The organism is Pseudomonas pergaminensis, from assembly GCF_024112395.2.
Lineage (GTDB): Bacteria > Pseudomonadota > Gammaproteobacteria > Pseudomonadales > Pseudomonadaceae > Aquipseudomonas > Aquipseudomonas pergaminensis.
The window spans coordinates 1,776,370-1,793,427 of the sequence record NZ_CP078013.2 but is presented as its reverse complement, the minus strand read 5'-3'; the positions used below and the strand labels follow the sequence as shown (position 1 = coordinate 1,793,427).

At 56.8% G+C, this 17,058-nt stretch carries 19 protein-coding genes; 15 read left to right on the top strand and 4 right to left on the bottom strand.

Going from position 1 to position 17,058, the window contains the following annotated elements; genetic code table 11:
- Positions 1-3 precede the first annotated feature (3 nt).
- From KUA23_RS08135 to KUA23_RS08120, 4 genes are read left to right on the top strand one after another with little or no spacing between them, the layout of a single operon-like run.
- The gene (locus KUA23_RS08135; RefSeq protein ID WP_078049802.1) at positions 4-123 is read left to right on the top strand and encodes a GpE family phage tail protein; all 120 of its coding nucleotides are present in this window, start codon (positions 4-6) and stop codon (positions 121-123) included.
- A complete protein-coding gene (locus tag KUA23_RS08130; RefSeq protein ID WP_252993708.1) occupies positions 113-2,788 on the top strand; it encodes a phage tail tape measure protein in 2,676 nt (891 codons plus the stop codon). The genes KUA23_RS08135 and KUA23_RS08130 overlap by 11 nt, the downstream gene beginning before the upstream one ends.
- Before the next feature lie 5 nt (positions 2,789-2,793).
- Entirely contained in the window at positions 2,794-3,234 is a 441-nt protein-coding gene (locus tag KUA23_RS08125; protein ID WP_252993707.1) for a phage tail protein, read from the top strand.
- Positions 3,231-4,490, top strand: coding sequence for a phage late control D family protein (locus KUA23_RS08120; RefSeq protein ID WP_252993706.1), 1,260 nt, complete (start codon positions 3,231-3,233; stop codon positions 4,488-4,490). The genes KUA23_RS08125 and KUA23_RS08120 overlap by 4 nt, the downstream gene beginning before the upstream one ends.
- Positions 4,491-4,505: 15 nt before the next feature.
- Here KUA23_RS08120 and KUA23_RS08115 read toward each other — a convergent pair whose 3' ends face one another.
- The 3 genes from KUA23_RS08115 to KUA23_RS08105 form a co-directional block, all read right to left on the bottom strand.
- Complete coding sequence (locus KUA23_RS08115) at positions 4,506-5,762, bottom strand: hypothetical protein (protein ID WP_252993705.1); 1,257 nt, start codon at positions 5,760-5,762, stop codon at positions 4,506-4,508.
- Positions 5,731-6,774, bottom strand: a complete 1,044-nt coding sequence (locus tag KUA23_RS08110) for a nucleoid-associated protein (protein ID WP_252993704.1) — start codon at positions 6,772-6,774, stop codon at positions 5,731-5,733. Before KUA23_RS08110 ends, KUA23_RS08115 begins: the two co-directional genes overlap by 32 nt.
- 230 nt (positions 6,775-7,004) lie before the next feature.
- Positions 7,005-7,421: a helix-turn-helix domain-containing protein gene (locus tag KUA23_RS08105; protein WP_252993703.1), complete on the bottom strand. Its 417-nt coding sequence runs from the start codon at positions 7,419-7,421 to the stop codon at positions 7,005-7,007.
- Between the two features lie 101 nt (positions 7,422-7,522).
- Between KUA23_RS08105 and KUA23_RS08100 the strand changes: the two genes are divergently transcribed.
- From KUA23_RS08100 to KUA23_RS08060, 9 genes are all read left to right on the top strand, one after another.
- On the top strand, positions 7,523-7,771 hold the full coding sequence (locus KUA23_RS08100; RefSeq protein ID WP_252994261.1) for a helix-turn-helix domain-containing protein: 249 nt from the start codon (positions 7,523-7,525) through the stop codon (positions 7,769-7,771).
- A gap of 40 nt (positions 7,772-7,811) precedes the next feature.
- Positions 7,812-8,282 carry a YmfL family putative regulatory protein gene (locus tag KUA23_RS08095; protein WP_046035132.1) on the top strand — a complete coding sequence of 157 codons (471 nt, stop codon included), beginning with the start codon at positions 7,812-7,814 and terminating at the stop codon, positions 8,280-8,282.
- The gene (locus KUA23_RS08090) at positions 8,282-8,575 is read left to right on the top strand and encodes an Ogr/Delta-like zinc finger protein (protein ID WP_252993702.1); all 294 of its coding nucleotides are present in this window, start codon (positions 8,282-8,284) and stop codon (positions 8,573-8,575) included. The genes KUA23_RS08095 and KUA23_RS08090 overlap by 1 nt, the downstream gene beginning before the upstream one ends.
- Positions 8,572-8,946: a hypothetical protein gene (locus KUA23_RS08085; RefSeq protein ID WP_252993701.1), complete on the top strand. Its 375-nt coding sequence runs from the start codon at positions 8,572-8,574 to the stop codon at positions 8,944-8,946. The genes KUA23_RS08090 and KUA23_RS08085 overlap by 4 nt, the downstream gene beginning before the upstream one ends.
- A 70-nt stretch (positions 8,947-9,016) precedes the next feature.
- Positions 9,017-9,262 carry a hypothetical protein gene (locus KUA23_RS08080; RefSeq protein WP_252993700.1) on the top strand — a complete coding sequence of 82 codons (246 nt, stop codon included), beginning with the start codon at positions 9,017-9,019 and terminating at the stop codon, positions 9,260-9,262.
- A gap of 11 nt (positions 9,263-9,273) precedes the next feature.
- A complete protein-coding gene (locus tag KUA23_RS08075; RefSeq protein WP_252993699.1) occupies positions 9,274-12,072 on the top strand; it encodes a toprim domain-containing protein in 2,799 nt (932 codons plus the stop codon).
- A gap of 49 nt (positions 12,073-12,121) precedes the next feature.
- Entirely contained in the window at positions 12,122-12,433 is a 312-nt protein-coding gene (locus KUA23_RS08070) for a hypothetical protein (RefSeq protein ID WP_252993698.1), read from the top strand.
- 58 nt (positions 12,434-12,491) lie between these two features.
- Complete coding sequence (locus KUA23_RS08065; protein ID WP_252993697.1) at positions 12,492-12,752, top strand: hypothetical protein; 261 nt, start codon at positions 12,492-12,494, stop codon at positions 12,750-12,752.
- Between the two features lie 264 nt (positions 12,753-13,016).
- Entirely contained in the window at positions 13,017-13,292 is a 276-nt protein-coding gene (locus KUA23_RS08060; protein ID WP_093511976.1) for a pyocin activator PrtN family protein, read from the top strand.
- Here the strand turns inward: KUA23_RS08060 and KUA23_RS08055 are convergent.
- Positions 13,267-14,418: a site-specific integrase gene (locus KUA23_RS08055; protein ID WP_252993696.1), complete on the bottom strand. Its 1,152-nt coding sequence runs from the start codon at positions 14,416-14,418 to the stop codon at positions 13,267-13,269. The two genes, KUA23_RS08060 and KUA23_RS08055, sit on opposite strands and share 26 nt — an antisense overlap.
- A 104-nt stretch (positions 14,419-14,522) precedes the next feature.
- Here KUA23_RS08055 and dusA point away from each other — a divergent pair, with 104 nt between their 5' ends.
- Both dusA and tal read left to right on the top strand, forming a co-directional pair.
- Positions 14,523-15,533: a tRNA dihydrouridine(20/20a) synthase DusA gene (gene dusA, locus KUA23_RS08050; protein ID WP_252993695.1), complete on the top strand. Its 1,011-nt coding sequence runs from the start codon at positions 14,523-14,525 to the stop codon at positions 15,531-15,533.
- Between the two features lie 465 nt (positions 15,534-15,998).
- A complete protein-coding gene (gene tal / locus KUA23_RS08045; RefSeq protein WP_099494413.1) occupies positions 15,999-16,925 on the top strand; it encodes a transaldolase in 927 nt (308 codons plus the stop codon).
- Positions 16,926-17,058: the final 133 nt, after the last annotated feature.

Below are 17,058 nucleotides of genomic sequence, written 5' to 3'. Positions count from 1 at the left end.
GCCATGGCCGACCTGGCCGTGGTTTTTCACTGGGCACCGGCTGACATGGACCAGTTGGGCCTGCAAGAGCTGATGGAGTGGCGCGAACGCGCCAGAGTGCGGAGTTCTACTGATGGGAAATGATCTGCGACTACAGGTGCTGCTCAGTACCATCGACAAGGCTACCCGCCCGCTAAAACACATCAGCGAAGGGGGTATCGAGACAGCACGTGCCCTCAAAGCAGCCCGCGACAGCCTGAAAGAACTCAACAGCCAACAGAAAGACATCAGCGCCTGGCGGACGCAACGCGCCGCCGCTGAGCAGACCGGTGCCGCCCTGACCGCTGCCCGTGATCGCGTTAAAACCCTCAGTCAGGAATTTGCCGCGACGGGTGCGCCGACCAGGGCGATGACCCGCAGCTTTCAGTCAGCCGTACGTGAGGCCCAGCGGCTCAAGCAGCAGCACCAACAGCAGAGCGAGCAGCTGCAAGGCTTGCGTTCGAAACTCTACGACGCCGGCATCAGCACCAAAAACCTGGGCACCCACGAACGCCAGCTGTGCGAGCAAATCAACGCTACCAACACCAGTATCAGCTTGCAGGGCAAGCGCATGGCCGAGCTGAGCGCCCAGCATAAGCGAGCTGCAGTGGCTCGCAGTCAGATGGAGAAATCCCAGCGAGCGGCCGGCAATCTTGCTGTGAACGGTGCCGCCGGTTTGGGCGTTGGCTACGCAGCAAGTCGCCCCATTGCCGCTGCAGTGAAAGCCTTTGCGCCCAACGAAGATTCCGCCACACAGCTCAAGGTGTCGATGATGGACGACGCCGGTAAGGTCTCAGAAGACTTCCAGAAAATCACAGACCTGGCGACCAAACTGGGCGACCGATTGCCAGGAACCACGGCTGATTTCCAGAACATGATGACGATGCTGCGGCGCCAGGGTATCAGCGCTCAAAGCATCCTCGGGGGAACTGGTGAAGCCGCTGCGTACCTGGGCGTCCAATTGAACATGGGCGCAACAGAGGCGGCGGAGTTTGCTGCCAAGATGCAGGACGCGACTCGCACCAGCGAGAAAGACATGATGGGCCTTATGGACACCATCCAGCGAGGGTTCTACGCCGGCGTGGATCCTACCAATATGCTTCAGGGCTTTAGCAAGATCGCCCCCGTAATGGACGTGATCAAAAAATCAGGGATCGATGCAGCCAAGGAACTGGCGCCGCTGCTGATCATGATGGACCAGGCGGCGATGGAGGGTGGTTCGGCAGGTAACGCTTTCCGCAAGATTTTTCAGGCAGGTCTGAATCAAGAAAAAGTCGAAAAAGCCAACAAATTGCTGGAGGAATCAAACAAGGGCGTCTCGTTCAAATTTACAGATGAGAAAGGCAACTTTGCTGGTCTAGAGAACCTCTACGCGCAGATTGAGAAGCTGAAAGCACTGAATGATGTTGATCGTACAGCCGTGAAGCAGGCGCTGTTCGGGGATGATGCAGAGACAATGTCTACCCTCGACGCCATGATGAACAAGGGGCTAGCGGGATATAAGGAAGTCCAACAAAAGCTACAAGTTCAGGCTGATCTACGTACTCGTGTCAATGAACAACTCGGCACACTCACCAACGTTATGGAAGCCGCCGAGGGTAGTTTTACCAACGCAATGGCAGAGTTCGGAGCAGCTGTAGCCCCCGATCTGAAGGACTTGATCAACACTCTGGGAGATATCGCAAACAGCATCGGCACCTGGGCCAGGGAGAATCCGAAGTTGGCCGGTGGCCTGGTCAAAGTTGTGGCTGCGGTCGCCGGACTGGCATTCGTATTCGGCGGCTTGGCGTTGACCATGGCAAGCATGCTGGGTCCGTTCGCAGTGTTGCGCTATGGCATGACAATGTTTGGCCTTCAAGGCGGCGGCATCACCAAGATGCTCGGCCGGTTGCTCCCCACGTTGACGGGACTGGCCCGCAATGCGTTCCCCATGTTCGCCCAGGGCGTTCGAATGCTCGCAATGGCAATGGGCGGCGCACTGCTTACCGCGCTACGCACCGTCGGCGCGGCAATGTGGGGCCTGGCAGCCAATCCAATCGTCCTGATCATCGCTGCTGTCGTCGCCGCATTGGTTGGGGGTGCCTACCTGATCTACAAGAACTGGGACGCGGTGAAGAACTACTTCGCCAATGCCTGGACAGAAATCAAAGCGGGTTTCGACGGCGGAATTGGCGGCATCATCACCACGTTGGTCAACTTCAGCCCGCTCGGCCTGCTGTACCAGGCCTTTGCCGGAGTGCTGAGCTACCTGGGCATTGAGCTGCCCAGCCGGTTCACTGAGTTCGGCGGCATGATCGTCAACGGCCTGGTCAACGGCCTGACGGCTGGGCTCGGCGCGGTGAAAAACGCCATCGGCTCGATCGGCGACTCCAGCATCGGATGGTTCAAGGAAAAGCTCGGCATCCACAGCCCGTCACGTGTTTTCGCCGAGCTTGGCGGGTTCACCATGGCCGGCCTGACACAGGGGCTGGAGGTTGGACAAAAAGGCCCGCTGGACGCCCTGACCAGTATGACCAAGCAAATGACCGCCGCCGGCACGCTTGCCCTGGGCGCCACTGCCATGCCGGCGTTTGCCGTCGACACCAAGCCGCCGATCAGTAGCGCAGCGCCGACAGTCGTTTACGACAGCCACGACGTGTACCAAATCGACGTCACGGCTGGGCCTGGCACAGACATGCAAAGCCTGGAAAAGAGCCTGCGCGCCATCCTTGCCCGCATCGAAAACGAAAAGAAAGCGCGCCAGCGCAGCAAACTCTCTGACCTGGAATAACCACCATGATGATGGCCCTCGGCATGTTCGTGTTCAGCCTCAGAACCGCCGCCTACCAGGAACTACAGCGCCAGACCGATTGGCGCCACGCCAGCAACAACCGGATCGGCGCGGCGCCCGCGCGGCAGTTCGTGGGCCGTGGCGACGACGCCATCACCCTCCCCGGCATCATCCTCCCCGAACTGGCCGGCAGCGCGCTCAGCCTGGACGCCATTCGCCTGATGGCAAACACCGGCAAGGCCTGGCCCATGGTCGAGGGCACCGGGCGGATCTACGGGCTGTGGGTAATCGAAAGCCTGAGCGAGACCAAGACCCTTTTTTTCAGCGACGGCACCCCACGGCGCATCGAATTCACCCTGAGCCTGAAACGCACCGACGACGACCGAATCGACCTGCTCGGCGCCGGTACCAGCATCGGCGTCAACATCCTGCGAGGCCTGTTGTGATCGAGTCCATCATCTCCAAGGCCACCGGCTACCTGGGCAACACCGCCAAACGCTACGTCCGCGACGCAGCCTACCCGGTGCCGGCGTTCCGGCTCACCGTCGACGGCCTGGACATCGCCCAGTTGATCAGCCCGCGGCTGATGAGCCTGGAGCTGACCGACAACCGCGGCGTGGAGGCCGACCAGCTCAGCATCACCCTCAGCGACCACGACGGCCTGCTGACCATACCGCCCAAGGGCGCGGTGTTGCGGTTGTGGTTGGGCTGGAGCGACACCGGCCTGGTGGACAAAGGTACCTACACCGTCGACGAAACCGAACACAGCGGCGCGCCGGACATGCTCAGCATCCGCGCGCGATCGGCAGACCTGCGCAAGGGCCTCAAAACCAAACGCGAACGCAGCTGGAGCAACACCACCCTCGGCGACGTGCTGGGCGATATCGCCATCGGCAACGGCCTCACCGCCACCATCGCCGGTGCGCTCGACGGTTTGCCCATCCTGCAGCTCGACCAGGCCAACGAGTCCGACGCCAACTTGATCAGCCGACTGGGCGAAGAATTCGATGCGGTGGCCAGCGTCAAGGCCGGGTGCCTGCTGTGCCTGCCGGCGGGCGGCGGCAAGACGGCCAGCGGCATGGACCTACCCCACATCGTCCTCACCCGCGCGGACGGCGACCAGCACCGCTACTTGCAAGCCGACCGCGACAGCTACGACGGCGTGCGCGCCTATTACTACGACGTGAATAGCGCCAAGAAACAGGAGGCCATTGCCGGCGGCGGTGACAACCTCAAAGATCTGCGCCACACGTACAGCGACCAACAGTCGGCTCTGCGTGCGGCCCGTGCGGAGTTTCGGCGTCTGCAACGCGGTAGTGCAACGCTCAGCTATACCCTGGCAATGGGGCGACCGGATCTGATCCCCGAGCTGACGTACACGCTCCAGGGCGTGAAGGCGGAAATCGACGAGATCATTTGGTATGGCGGGAATGTGCAGCACAGCCTTAGTGCGGATGGCGGCTACACCGTCAGCCTGGAGCTGGAGAGCAAGCTGCCGGAGGACAACGTTGAGGATCTGGCGGAAGAGAACAAGGGCGATTACACGGGGATCATCGCGTACTACCGCGACCAGAAAACTGGGAAAGAAAAGACGATTACGGCGGGGGATCAGGCGAAGCCGAGGCGGTTGCGGTGGTTGTACGCCAGTGAGAAAACGGCCAAGCGGGCGGTAGTTCGTGAACAAAGCAAGCTGGGAAATTAACTAATAATCACCAGCTTACTTATCGCCACCCTCTCTTAAGGAAGGATCACAGAACAGTGAGACAGCTCTGAACACGACATAAGATAGAATGCCGATGGATGTCCAAGTAATCGCACACCATGGCACAGCACCCTTTTCAGAATAATAAAAGAACATAACGAGTGCCACACCAAAGGAGATAAGCACTACCAGACCAACGACCTCCAACAATATCGACTGATATCTATACCGAACACGCAGCAACTTATAAGGCGCGTCAAATTTTAATTTTACCGCATTATGCTTACCCTTAATTAAATCCCACTCTGCGGTCATTTCAAAAAAAATAGTGGATAAGGTATTTTTTTGATTCAATATTAAAAACAACATAAAAACTGCAAAAACAAGTGACCCTACCAGAATAAAAAAATTCTTCAAAGAGAATCCGTCAACCACTTCCATCTGACCGCAAACAACTATCAGTGCAACTGGGACTGCTAAAAGCTGGTTCTGTATATCAGAAAAAACCTTGTTGATTTTAGTCAGCGCCTCAAACTTACTCTTTTCAACCTCTGCCTTTATTTTCTGAAAAGAAAATTCCGAAACATACAACTGATAACTGGACGATACACGCCTCGCAAACTCTTCAAATCGAGACATAATCAACCCAACATGAAACCTTCCCTCACCAACCTCCTTCTTCATCTCCAAAAGTATAGACTTAACAATAGTACGCTTCTGCTCCACGTGCGTTTCTGTCTTTATATAATCTTGAGCAAAAGCCGAGACACCACTCAAGCAAGACATTTCCTCGCGACTATATTCAAGGAACAACTCGATTTTTTCTCCATGAAAAAAAATCAACTTAGCAGCGCCTTTAGGAACAATGTGATCAGCTAACGGGGGAGAAAACAACCCTACCAAGGTAACAGCATCTACATACGAACATACTTCTGGAGGGGCAGCCTCATAGTCCCCCTCAAATAAATAATTGATATCGGCCAGATAAAATTTGGCAGGCACAGACTGACGCCGCTGGCTGGTAGCCAGCAAATCATCTAATGAAAAAGCAAAAAAAGCGTTCTGCTCCAAAGGTGGCATAAAGAGCACCTCTCTGGTCTCAGCAGACGAACTTTGGAGCATCTCCAACCTATTCAACTTCGTAACGGCTTCTTCGAATACTTCGCCGGGAAGAGTTCCCCTCAAGCGACCTTGCTCGAGGGTGCGGTTCTCCAGCAGCTTGTAAACTTCGACAGCTAACTCAATCTTCGTCGTTGGCAGCATTTTGAGCACCGAGAGCCTTATCCATCTCAGCAAGTAAGTCTGCTGGAGGATTCATTATAACCAAACCTTGCAACTCCGGATCATAATAAACAGTTTCATTCCGAAGATCATTAACATCAAAGCTTACACTAACACTACCAAACCTCCTACTAACCCTCATCAATTTTTTGTAAGTGGCAGGATTTGGCGAAAAAACCTCACTCACCTCATACTCATTATCCCTTATGAAATTAATGAATGACTCAGGAGCTTGATCATTAATAATTGCAGATAGCGCGACCAAATTTACCGGCTCATCATTCGCTTTCTTTTCAACACAATGAGCATATAAACGATCCGTAGCAACTTGCCTTTTGAGTGGTTCCCAGCCTTCGCTCTCGAAGTAATCATTAAGAGCTGTAACCGTTACTTCTGTATTATGTCGAGCATCAGTGTATTCAGTACACGCCAAGGCCACCCTAAAATACTTGGTAACATCAGCATCGGTAGCTCGCCTTTTTATAAATGAAAGGTACGGCTGCTCATCATTCTGCCATTTTTGAATATCAATTCGCGCAGCCTCATACAAGTGGCTAACGTCAAATGACAGGGAGTCATTCAGATCAAGAGTCGCCTCATCAATACCTACGCCTTCCTTAAGCTTCAACATTGCTATAAGAAGCCAATCTCTGCCCTGATTATGATACCGAACAAAAAGTGGCCAAGTCGTAGTAGCCATCCACTGTTCTTGCATAGGAACAGAGATCAACGAACACACCCCTCGACTAAACTCAACGAGATCTATCTCTTGTTCGATATATCTTTTCATTAGAACAGGAAACTGATGAATTAAAGCATCATCACCAAATGTCCCATAGCCGTTACTGAGTCGAGTGTAAAGGGTTAGCACCTCCCCCCCCAAAGTATCAAGACGCGCATCAATAGGCAGCACCACTTCACGGGGTCTTATCGTTACCGCACCTTCACCATTAGTTTCACGAGCCTTGATAACTCCATGAATAATCGACTCAGTAATTTCCATAACTTTTCTGCGCCCTAGCTAATTAATTTAATTATGGATAAAGCACCGATCGTTTTTTCGGGTTTACCATAGAAGGCATGAATGAGATGAGAACACACCGAGAGAGGGGTGGTGCTATGCATAGATCACATCCCTATGACGATTTGGCAGACCCGCAATCCCTGTAAACCGGGCTTGGCGAGTGGATCAGTGCTATCCCTTCACGCTGATCCGTTCTTAATGGGTACAGACTATGCTGGCCGTTTGGTATCGGCAAGGGCTTCAGTCAAATCCTTGAGGCGCTGCTCGATGTCCCTTATGCGTTTCTTTTCTTCAGCAGCGCTTTGTATCTCCCGCCTATCGGTCTCCTCCAAGGACCGGAATAGAGCCAAAATCGCGTCTTCCTGAGGAGTGGTGGCTGGCAAATCAGTGGCAGCGACCGACACACCTCGCAACATTGTTCCTTCCCCGGTGAGCAGCCAATCCAGAGAAACGCCTTCAGCCTCACTTACGTTTACGCATAACGCATAAGGTATGGATTGTCGACTACGCCAACTCCCCAACGTCTGTCGATTCACGTCCAGCTTACGTGCCAGCTCACTATCGCTATCTACGGCAAAGACCGTCATCAAGCGTTCAAGCACGGCGTCGAGAGACTTTTTATGCATATTGAGTAAATACCGCTTGATTTATTTAAATAGAATAAATAGGCTTATGCGCAATGAGTACATCTTAACCAACTAGGAACACATCAACCATGAGCCAAGCCATGGAAAAGCGCCAGATCCAAGCACGGCTGATCGAGCGCGGCAGCAACTTCCGTCAGTTCGCCCTCAGCCACGGCTATGAAGTGCGAACTGTGACGCAAGTGGTTCAGCGTTGGGCCGGGCACAACAAACTGCCTCGTGGCCGGTTGACGTTCCAGATACTTCGGGACCTTTCGCGGGTAATCGGTAAGGAAGTGCTGCCGGGAATCCTCGCGGAGAGCACCGAACAAACATCAGCACAGGCTGTATGAAACGACTGTAGGGGCGATGACTCCAGGGAGAAACCAGAAGATGAAACGCCCAGTTCTAGACAGCAGAAAGAGCGTCGTCATGGCCGTCATCGGCGCCTACCCAGGCGGTCGGGAATACGCCTCGGCAGACCTCGGCATGCCGCTGAAGAAGTTCGACAACCAAGCATACGAAAACGCCGGCAGCCGCCCGCTGACCGACGAACACATCCACCGCCTGGAGCAAGTCGCCGGCACCACGTTCCTGGCTGACTACATCGCTTCAATGTACGGCGGCATGTTCGTACCGCTGAGCCTGCCGGAGAACCTGGACAACGTGGAGTTGTACAGCCGCTCGCTCAAGGCCTCGGCCAAGCGAGGCAAGGTGGATCAGATCATGTCTGCCGCCCTTGACGATGGTGTTATCGAAAGACGCGAAGCCGACGCGATCATCGCCGCCCTGCTCACCTACATGTCCGCCCGCTACGCCGAGGTGTTCGCGACCATCCAGCTGTACAGCCAGGGAGCTGTCTAGTGAGTACTTACAAACTGGTCTGCCCCCACTGTCACAGCCGCATGCGTATTCGCACCAGCGAGGGCCAACACATTTTCCTGCGTATCACCTACATGCAATGCACCAACGAAGCGTGCGGCTGGGCGGTGCGTGCTGAGTTTCAGATGACCCACGAACTGAGCCCCAGCGGCATGCCCAACCCGGCTGTAAAGCTGCCCGTTGCAGATGTGGTCATTCGTCGCCAGGCAATGAAAACAGCCAACAATCAGCCCGATCTGTTGGACCAACTGGAATTGGAGGCCACAACCGCATGAACGCCATCAGTCTGACTACCAACCCCGCCAGTGACTACCGCGCCGCGATGCAACAAGCGGCGGTGGCCTACCTCTACCGCCATCGTTGCCAGCATTTGGCCGGAGACACGCAGTTGGTGGAGAACTGCACGCGCTACCTGACGCTGTCGCTTGAAGTCCCTCAGCACCTTGTGCAACGCATCGCTGAACTGGCCGTCGCCGAGTTCGAAAGCATGACCTGCAAGCGCGTTGCCTGGCTTGGCGTCCACCCGAATAGCGGCCCGTTTCGACCGGTCATCTGGCTGCTCGACAACTGCACCCAACAGCGACACCCCGTTTCTGCACGCTTGCTTCCTACACGCCTGTTGCTGACTCGCAACCTCCCGCACTAACCCGAAACCTTCCCTGATAGATGCCCGCACCGCGTGGGTAGGGGAAATTTGCAACTTACTGGTGGCCGAAATGAGCAAAATCACCATAAAACTGGAGCTGGACGAACAGCAGGCGCAGCACTACCTGCTGTGGTTGACCAGTCAGTACGAAGTCACCATGGCCGATATTTGGTACTCCGACCGCTACCGGAACGTGCCGAGCGGCCAACGGGCGCCAAGGGTGCTTGAGGACTTGCCCTACCTGGCTGGCATCTGCAAGACGCGCAGCGAGCTGAAAAAACAGCTCGTTGTACCTACTGCGGAGCGTCCGCAGTGATACGTAAGCCAATGGAAGATCAGATCCGGGCTGACGTACTTCAGCGTCTGGAGTCCGATTACGGCCTGCAGCACATGAACGGCACGCATTACATGCGCAAGGGCACCTGCCCCCAGTGCAATCAGAAACGCCTGTTCTCGCGTCACGATGAACCATGGTTCATACGCTGCGGCCGCGAGGAAAAATGCCGGTATATGGCACCGACCAAAGAGCTGTACCCGGACCTGTTCGACGACTGGAGCAAGCGCGCGCCGGCTACCCGCGACGAGCCGGCCGCAAGCGCAAGAGCGTATCTGTCGTTCGCGCGGGGCTTTCAAGTCGAGTTGCTTGAGGGGTGGTACACCCAAGAGAGCTACTTCGATCGTGACCTGAATATCGGCTCCGCAACAGTCCGCTTTCCCCTGGAGCACGGCGGGTACTGGGAGCGCTTGATTGATCAGCCTTCCCGCTTCGGCAAGAAGAAAGCCCGCTTCCAGCCCCTCAAGAGTTACAGGGGGCATTGGTGGTGCCCACCGTGCCTGGACCTGCTGGAGGTGAACGAACTATGGATCGTTGAAGGCATTTTCGACGCCATTGCGCTCATTCAAAACGGTATCTCCGCCGTCGCCGCCCTGTCATCAAACGCCTTTCCAGAAGAATCGCTGAAGACCCTCATCACCGCTCGCGGCGGCAAAACTCCCAAGTTGGTTTGGGCCTTGGACAACGAACCAGGCGCTCACAAATACACCCGCACCTGGGTGAAGCGTGCCCGCGAGCTCGGCTATACCTGCGACGCCGCCCAGGTCACACAGCCGGATGCACGCAAGGTTGACTGGAACGATCTGCACCAGCGCTGGGCCTTTATCGACGACGAGAAAGCACGCGCGGAACGCATCGAAAAAGACTTGAAGGAAGCCCGCCACCAGGGCGCCCTGCTGATCGCAGACAGTGCCAGCGACAAGGCGTTGCTCATGTACCAGTGGCGCGAGCGCGAGGAGTTTCACTTCTGCTTCGACTCCCGCCTGTACTGGTGGAAGTTGGACCTTGCGAAATACAACAGCGCCAAGCAGGCATTGGAGAAAAGCGACGACCAGGAAGCCCAGGTACTGAACGAAAAGCAGCTGCGGGAGAAGGCGCTGAACGTGGCCGGCTGCGTCGTAGAAATCGCCAACTGCTACCCCAAAGCCCTCTATTTCCAGCGCAACGAGATTACCGACGAGTCTTGGTACTTCTTCCGCGTCGACTTTCCTCACGACGGTGGCTCAGTGAAAAACACCTTCACAGGCGGTCAGGTCGCTGCCGCCAGCGAATTCAAAAAGAGACTTCTGGGCATGGGCGCGGGGGCCGTATTCACCGGCAGTGGCCAACAGTTGGACAAACTCATGAAAGACCAGCTTTTCGGCATCAAGACCGTACAGACCATCGACTACGTGGGCTACAGCAAGGAATACCACTGTTACGTGTTCAACGACGTCGCCGTCCGCGAAGGCCAGGTGATCCACATTAACGAGGAGGAGTTTTTTGAGATGGGCAAACTCAAGCTCAAGACCCTGCAAAAGGGCGTGAAGATTGATCTGGAGAAAGACGGTAAAACCTATGATCAACAGTGGCTCGGCCTGCTATGGCAATGCTTCGGCGCCCAGGGCATCGTCGCGCTGACCTTTTGGTTTGGTTCACTTTTCGCCGAACAGATCCGCAGCCGCTACCAGTCGTTTCCGTTCCTTGAAGCCACAGGCGAGGCCGGGGCCGGTAAAACCACGTTGCTTACCCTGCTCTGGAAACTGGCAGGCCGGGACGGCTACGAAGGGTTCGACCCGTCCAAGTCCACCAAAGCCGGCCGTAGCCGCCTGATGGGCCAGGTATCGGGCATGCCCATCGTGCTGCTGGAGTCGGACCGCAGCGGCGACGACAAGGCCCACGCCAAGACCTTTGAATGGGACGAACTCAAGGACTACTACGGCGGCGGCACACTCGCGACCAAGGGCGTCAAAACCGCCGGCAACGAAACCTACGAACCGCCGTTTCGCGGCACGATCGCCATCAGCCAGAACGCCCCTGTGGTCGCATCTGAAGCGATCATGACCCGGATTGTGAAACTGCACTTTGTGCGCCCGAACGTGACGCCAGAGAGCCGAGCGGCGGCAGACCGGCTCAATGCTCTGGAAGGCTCGACGCTCAGCAACTTTGTATTACAGGCCGTTCGAAAAGAGCTGGAAGTGCTGGAGCTGTTCGCCCAGCGCATCCCTGGCTACGAGGCGAAGTTACGCAACCTGCATTCGCATTGCTTTGCCTGTGAGACACCGTTTCAGGACGAGCAAGCCGATTGTCAGCACTGCGGCAACAAGCTGCGTGGGTACATCCGGGTCGAGCGGATCAACAAAAACCACGCCCAACTGCTCGCCCTGCTCGACTGCCTGCGCATGGTGGTGCCGCTCACCGAACCGCAGATCAGCCACACCCGCACGCAGATCATCCGCATGGCGATCGAGCGCCAGTCCTCGATCAGCTCCGACCATCCGGTGGTGGCTGAATTCTGGGAAGTCTACGAATACCTGGAAGGCCTCGACGCCGACGGTCCTGTGGTCAACCACAGCAAGAAAGACAACATCATCGCGATCAACCTCAACGACTTTGTAAAGTGCGCGGCCGAGCATCGCCAAAAGATTGCCGACGTCAGCGAGCTGCGCGAGCGCCTGAAAGACTCCCGCTCGCGGAAGTTGATCGACACCAATAAAGCAACGGATAGCGCGGTTCGTGCCCACCAAGCCAAGACCAGCAACGCAGTCATAACTAAACAACCCATCGTGAAGTGCTGGCACTTCCAAGCCTGACCAAACATCCGCAGACGCTGCAACGCCTGCCACCCAAAGGAGAAGCACCATGCACGTACAAGTCATCACCGGTGACGGCCAACAAGGCGAAACCAACCGCCTTCGGCACCTGAAAGAGCTGAAGGAATGGTTTAACGAGTCAGGGAAGATCGTTCACGCCGAAGCATACGACCCAGCCGGCCTGGTCGCGATCCTGGAGGTTCGTGCGGTAAGCGACAAAGAAATTCTGGTGCTGGAGTGCAGCCGGGAACAGATCCAGGCAGTCCTGGAATGGCAGTCAGCAACAGATGAGGTTGTTGAGTTTGAAAACCTGCTTCTGCACCTGGTGCGGAAGCAGAACCCAACCGGCGAAAGCCAGTAAGAAGGTGGTGCCGAGGGGCTGCAACCCCTCGACACCGACCACCCAAAGGAGAAGCACCATGCAAGTGAATCAACCCAAAGGCGGCACCGCAGAGGCTACCACAACCCCGCTGGCTGTCGGCGACAAGGTCAGCTACGTCGAATTGAGCGGCGGTGGTCGTGAATACCGTCTCAGTGCTCGTACCGGCGTTATTGAAGCGATCGGTGGCGGCGTTGCCACCTTGCGCACCGCGAGAGGTCGCACCATCACCCAACCACTCGAAAAGCTGACACCGGACGGCCAGCCCAATGCACTGACGCGCATGCTCATGGGAGTTTAGCGTATGACGGTATTCCTTCTGCTTTACCTATGCGCAGATGCAACCCGAACGGATTGCCAAGTGGTGAAGGCTGATAGCTGGAGTGGCCCTCTCGCCTATGAGCAATGCACCGCCGTCGTGCCTCGCCTTACCGAGGCCCTGACTGCGCCCAACCGAAAGCGGCATCGGTTCGTTTGCGAGCCCCAGGGTAATGACGCAAAACCCGCAGAACACAAAGCGCCGCCGGCGTTCATCCATCAATCGTTTAGGATGTAAGGGGCCATCATGAATACAGCCTTCATTCTCATGGCCCAATACGACGGTCAGGCGATTATCCCGCTGGAGCTGGTGTGCAGGGACTACTTCACGCACCTGACGCCGGAGATGTTCCAGCGCAAGGTGATGAGCGGTCAGATCAAACTGCCGATCACCCGCCTGGAAGGTAGCCAGAAGTCGGCCAAGGGCATCCACCTCACCGACTTTGCGGCCTACCTTGACCTGCAGCGCGCAGCCGCGGTGAAAGAACACAACCAGCTCAACGGGATAAAACACGCCTTTTGAGCCACTTTTCTGATGCGGCGCCCAGTTGGACGGGCGCCCTCAGTATCTTTTCGTGCCATTCCCAGCCCACATAACGGTCACCCTTGCCACGCAGGTGGGTATAGCGCCGCATCGAATTCCAATCCCGGTGGCCGGAGACACTTGCCACGCGTGGGATATCCCAATCCATTTCAAACAGGCGGCTGACGCCTTCATGGCGAAGATCGTGGAAGTGCAGATCCGCAATTTCCAAGAACTTGCAGGCTTTGGCCCAGGAAGTGGATATAGATTCAGGGCTGTAGGGGAAGATGTCTTCGCCGGCCTTCGGCATGGTCTGGAGGATCTGCCACGCCTCGTCCGGCAGGTAGCACCACACGTCGTTGCCGATCTTCTGGCCGGGGTTCTTCATGTCGCGCACCAGCACTCGCTGACCGGGTTCGTCGACGTCGGCCCAGCGGATACGGGTTATTTCATCCAGCCGGCGTGTGGAGAACAAGGCAAAGCCCACGACCTTGAGCATATTGATGACGGTTGGGCGCCGAGCCTGCATGGCTTGGTAGTGCGTCAGCACCTTTGCCAGCTCGTCCAAAGTCGGCCGGCGGTCACGCTCTCGGCTTTTCAGGTTGTAGCCCAGTTTGCGCAGCACGCGGCGGGCGCCGCCCATGGCGAGCGGATCAACCTGATAGCCCCAGGCGTCTTTGGCGATGGCCAGGACGGCGCCGAGGTGCGCTAGATCGTTGCCGGCGGTTTGCGGCTGGACGCCGCCGCCCTCGCGGCTCATCCGAAACAGGGCAAAGTCGACCAGGCATTGGGTGGTGACGTCAGTATCGTTCAGTTGGCCGAAGTCCATCTTGCCGATGGCTTCAAGTGTGGCCTTCTTGGTTTTGCCCAATGGCCGGGCCTTTCCAACTTCCAACAGGTACTGGTCGATCATGTCTTTGACGGTGACGCCCTTCCGACTCGCCCGCTCGATCGCGCCAGGTTGGTCCAGCTCCGATTCGCGCTTGCGCGTCCACGCCTGGGCAGCCTGTTTCCGGGCGAAGGTCTGGCTCTCTTGGTAGACTTGCACTCCGTCGCGTTTGATGCGGATTTGAGCCGTGTAGCTCATAGTCCCATCCGCCAGTTTTCTTGCCCTGATGGTCGCCATATCGAAAAGTGGTACGCGTCAGTTTTGAGGTGGTACATCGTACCACCGAGCCTCCAAAAACGCCTGAAAACGCCCTAAAACTCGCCTAGAACACGTTGAGTAAAATGCTAGATAAACAGAGCTTTAGCCCAGCAGAATCAAGCCCCGCACTGTCTCGGCGCTTTAGCGTTGCACCCATGATGGATTGGACCGACCGCCACTGCCGGTACTTCCTGCGTCTGCTCTCCAAGCACGCCCTGCTCTACACCGAGATGGTCACCACCGGCGCGATCCTGCACGGCGACCACGACCGCTTCTTGCGCCACAACGAAGCCGAGCACCCGCTTGCACTGCAATTGGGCGGTAGTGTCCCCGCCGACCTGGCCGCGTGCGCGCGTATGGCCGAAGCGGCTGGTTACGACGAAGTGAACCTGAACGTCGGCTGCCCCAGCGACCGCGTGCAGAACAATATGATCGGCGCGATCCTGATGGCGCACCCGGCGTTGGTGGCGGAGTGTGTGAAGGCGATGCGCGATGCGGTGTCGATTCCGGTGACGGTGAAGCATCGCATCGGGATCAATGGGCGGGACAGTTATGCCGAGCTGTGTGATTTTGTCGGGACAGTCAAGGACGCGGGTTGCACCAGTTTTACCGTGCATGCGCGGATCGCGATTCTGGAGGGGTTGTCGCCGAAGGAGAATCGCGACATTCCGCCGCTGCGCTATGACGTGGCAGCGCAGTTGAAGCGGGACTTTCCGGAGTTGGAGATAGTGCTTAACGGCGGGATCAAGACGCTGGAGCAGTGCCATGTGCATTTGCAGACGTTTGATGGCGTGATGCTGGGCCGGGAGGCTTATCACAATCCGTATCTGCTGGCGGAGGTGGATCAGCAGCTGTTTGGCAGTGACGCGCCGGTGATCAGTCGGGCGGAGGCGTTGGTGCAATTGCGGCCTTATATTGCCCAGCATTTGGCGACCGGTGGCTCGATGCACCATATCACTCGGCACATCCTGGGGCTGGGCACCGGTTTCCCAGGGGCGCGCAAGTTCAGGCAGTTGTTGTCGGTGGATATTCACAAGGCGAGTGATCCGTTGGCGTTGCTGGACCAAGCTGGGGCGTTGTTGGAAGGGCGGTGAGTTGCGGTTGATGATTGGGTGGGCTTCCTGCGCTCATCGCTGCGTAGATATCTACACGATTCTGAAGCAACCACATTTGGATTGCAGGGCAACAGATAGATAGCGGTCGGCTGTCAGGCCGCCTTCGTAGGCAAGCCAGCTCCCACATTTGGATTGCGGGGCAACAGATAGATAGCGGTCGTGTGTGTCAGGCCGACGGCAGGAAAAAGCTTACTCTCCACAGATCCGGCGCCGTACCCAGAGCTATGTAGGTACCTATGCTCATCGCTGACAAGCCAGCGCCTACAGCAGCTCGAATTGGGTTGAACCTGCTGCCCGTTTTGGCCTCCTATCTAGCACCAAGGCCGGTGATTCAAACGGCTGTTTTCACGTTATTGCCCTCGCAAACGATCGAACGCATTTGCGCCCTTGAGCGCCTGTCGGCGCTCGGGTAATGTCATCAGACCCACAGGACAGAGCACGCCCATGACTTCCAAGCTGGAACAACTCAAGCAATTCACCACTGTCGTAGCCGATACCGGCGATTTTTCTACCCTCGCCAAGCTCAAGCCGCAAGACGCCACCACCAACCCTTCCCTGCTGCTCAAGGCCGCTTCGATCCCAGGCTATGCCAACCTGCTGGACGAAGCCGTAAAGGACTGCAACGGTGACGTAGGCCTGGCCAGCGACCGTTTTGCGGTGGCGGTGGGTCAAGAGATCCTCAAAGTAGTGCCGGGCCGCATTTCCACCGAGGTGGATGCCCGCCTGTCATTCGACGAAGCTGCCATTCTCAAGCGTGCGCACCGTCTGATCGACCTGTACGACAAAGCCGGCGTTGGCCGCGACCGCGTGCTGATCAAGATCGCCTCCACCTGGGAAGGCATCCGCGCGGCGGAGAAGCTGGAAAAAGAAGGCATCCAGACCAACCTGACCCTGCTGTTCTCGTTCGCCCAGGCTGTGGCGTGTGCAGAGGCTGGCGTGTTCCTGATCTCGCCGTTCGTGGGCCGTATCTACGATTGGTACAAAAAGGCCAATGGCAACGACTACACCGGTGCTGAAGACCCGGGCGTGCAGTCGGTGACCCGCATCTACAACTACTACAAGGCCAACGGCTACAAGACCGTGGTGATGGGTGCGAGCTTCCGCAACCTGAGCCAGATCGAAGAGCTGGCTGGCTGCGATCGCCTGACCATCAGCCCCGACTTGCTGGAGAAGCTGGCGGCCGATGAAGGCAAGCTGGAGCGCAAGTTGTCGCCAGGCCATGCCGGTGAAGCGCGTGTGCATTTGACTGAAGCGCAGTTCCGTTGGGAGTCCAACGAGGATGCGATGGCGACTGAGAAGTTGGCGGAGGGGATTCGTCAGTTTGCTCGCGACCAAGAGAAGCTTGAAGCGTTGTTGACTGCCAAGCTGTAAAGCAGGCGGCGACAAAAAGGGCGGTACCCTTGCGGGTGCCGCCCTTTTTTATGCTTGTGTCCCGTACCTCAGGCCGACCTCGGATCAACTGTGGGAGCTGGCTTGCCTGCGATAGCGGTGGGTCAGCAATACA